Origin of the sequence: Bartonella sp. CL436QHHD (genome assembly GCF_042195105.1) — a bacterium.
In the GTDB taxonomy this organism is placed as follows: Bacteria; Pseudomonadota; Alphaproteobacteria; order Rhizobiales; family Rhizobiaceae; genus Bartonella.
Window position 1 is genome coordinate 1 of record NZ_JBHINR010000016.1, and the last position, 2,407, is coordinate 2,407.

The following is a 2,407-nucleotide window of genomic DNA, read 5'->3' on the forward strand; positions in this document are numbered from 1 at the left end:
CTGGATTAGGTGAGGGGATACAGAGAAAACCACGCCGTCGCCGAGTGGTCAATCTTGAGGCAGAGGAAAATGTTTAAACCTAAAAGGTGCTGTATAAGCGCTTGTGGTGATGTTATTGGTATTATGATAGTAAATTGTATATACTCAAGAAGCCTCTTGCGCTTTCTTTGAATTTTCACGGGCAGTATTGAGACTTAACAAAGGGTGTTGACAGAAAAGATTGCCTCTTTGCTGGGATTTAAGTGAGGGAATACAGGGAAAACCACGCCGTCGCTCAAGTGGTCAATCTTGAGGCAGAGGAAAATGTTTAAACCTGAAAGGTGCTGTATAAGCGCTTGTGGTGATGTTATTGGTATTATGATAGTAAATTGTATATACTCAAGAAGCCTCTTGCGCTTTCTTTAGATTTTCACGGGCAGTATTGAGACTTAACAAAGGGTGTTGACAGAAAAGATTGCCTCTTTGCTGGGATTTAAGTAAGGGAATACAGAGAAAACCGCATCCGTGTATTTTAAGAGGCAGTTCTTTTATGAAGAACGCAATGTCGTTGTTTTATTTAATTCACACTTATATTTAATATTGTTCAATGTATTTATGCCCATTTCGCGTTGGTGTTCATGAATTCTATTATGTGAAATTCATCGGCTATCTTTGCTTAATAAAAGATGTAAGCTGGGCGTTATTGCTTTAATTTTCAATGTTGCAACAGTTCTTCTTTTGATACCGGATCATTCATAAGAGGTATTTTTATTCATCCATTTCCTTGCTGGGATATGTAAAGAAATGATTTTGATTCAGTTTCTTACGAACAGATTTGAAAGGGAGAATCATACAGTATTTGAGATTCTCGTTTGACATGCAAAATAAATCATCACTATAAATTAATATGTTGAATTTTTGCACTCAAGAAGAGGTATTTCTTGCACGTTTATTAGCTTTTCCCAAGTGATGTCAGTTTTCTTAAAAATGGGAATGCGTTGACAGAAAGGTTTCTTCTTTTCCAAGATTTAAGTGAGGGGATACAGTAAAAAACGCGCCGTCGCCCGTGTGGTGTATATTTAATGCTTATCACATTGATTTATAATAATAATTCATTGTTTTGAATGTTAGGTGAGAGCCCCTAAGCCCCTAGAATTCTCTCATGTCCAAATTTGTTCCATGTTGAATCAAAAAAACCATTCGCTTGCACGTTGCAAACGGGGAGAGCCCGTGTGGATAAATTTGTATAAGAAAGGAATAAAAATGGCTCTTATGAACTCTCTCTAGCGCCAAGGGGGCTGTTGGCAACACCCACGAGTTGGCAAAGCGTGTGATAGTGTCGGCTTGCAGAAAATGTTAAATCTTCAAGGATGCTATGTTAAGCGCTTATTGATGTTAGTTTTCTTAATGAGGCATTATCTTCGAACTCTCTTTTGTTGTTTCAACAGAAAGAACGGCGATTAGAGCACCGGTATGATAATTGTAAATCATAAATTTTGTTTGTCCATCAGGGGTTAAAACTTTCAGTACAATATTGTGTTCTGAGAGGCTTTGCGACAAAATCTGTGTTTTTTCCGGTAGAGAGAGCGTATGATGGATAACGTGTGGGTTTTTGCTGGGAGAGGAAGATAACTCGGTTTGTTTTGGCGCTGATCCGGTTGTTATCACTTTATAAACAATTAAAAACAGTACGGTTAGAATAAGGAAAAGCGTTATTAAAACGGAAATAATCATTAAACCCATAAGTTTTTTTCTTACTCGTTCTACGGCAGGGTCTAAAGGGAGATCTTGAGGCAGAGAATTTTGCTCTGTGTGATGGTCTTTTGAAGGTTGCATTCGCTTATTATCCATCATGTCTTTCATTGATTATTTTTTTGAGATCTGATGGGTTTATGCTTTTAAAGTTTTTTGTGCAAGAGGTTTGTGGAAGAAGAATGCAAAAGAGGAAGCGATGTTGGTAAAATATCTTCTTTGTGGACTGTAGACACCTTGTCCTTTACGTTTTGGCTTTTAAGAAGAAAATTTCCATGGTTTGTTACAGACCAGATCAAGTTTACTTCTTGTTGATGCAAATTTGCATGTACGTTTATACATTGGGCAAAAATTTGTTGTCCATAAAGTGCAAACTTTTTTGTGGACGGTACCATGGCTTGTTCACAAGCTTGAGCCGTTGGATAGATTTTAACCATTGTATTGTTCGAATAGCAACTATTAAAATCATCTGTACATGAAACTAATAAGAGGATAAAAACAAGGGGATTCATCAATTATTTTCCAAATGAGAGGTTGACAGAGCGGACTCCAATTTGTCAGCCTAGGGGCTTCTTCACTGTTAAACGCTTTCAAAGTTTTTTAGTTCCCCTTTGAGATGGGTTTTCCCCTTTGAGATGGGTTTTCCCCTTTGAGATGGGTTTTCCCCTTTGAGATG

General features: G+C 37.5%; 2 protein-coding genes. Both read right to left on the reverse strand.

Features of this window, described 5'->3' with window-relative positions:
- Positions 1–1,383: 1,383 nt before the first annotated feature.
- Entirely contained in the window at positions 1,384–1,830 is a 447-nt protein-coding gene (locus tag ACFIKN_RS01975) for a hypothetical protein (RefSeq protein WP_375657829.1), read from the reverse strand.
- 47 nt (positions 1,831–1,877) lie between these two features.
- On the reverse strand, positions 1,878–2,243 hold the full coding sequence (locus ACFIKN_RS01980) for a hypothetical protein (RefSeq protein WP_273791326.1): 366 nt from the start codon (positions 2,241–2,243) through the stop codon (positions 1,878–1,880).
- Positions 2,244–2,407: the final 164 nt, after the last annotated feature.

What these genes read in the sequence shown, in the direction of transcription:
- ACFIKN_RS01980 (WP_273791326.1), bottom strand. Translation starts at nt 2,243, where the DNA reads ATGAATCCCCTTGTTTTTATCCTCTTATTAGTTTCATGTACAGATGAT.
- ACFIKN_RS01975 (WP_375657829.1), bottom strand. Translation starts at nt 1,830, where the DNA reads ATGGATAATAAGCGAATGCAACCTTCAAAAGACCATCACACAGAGCAA.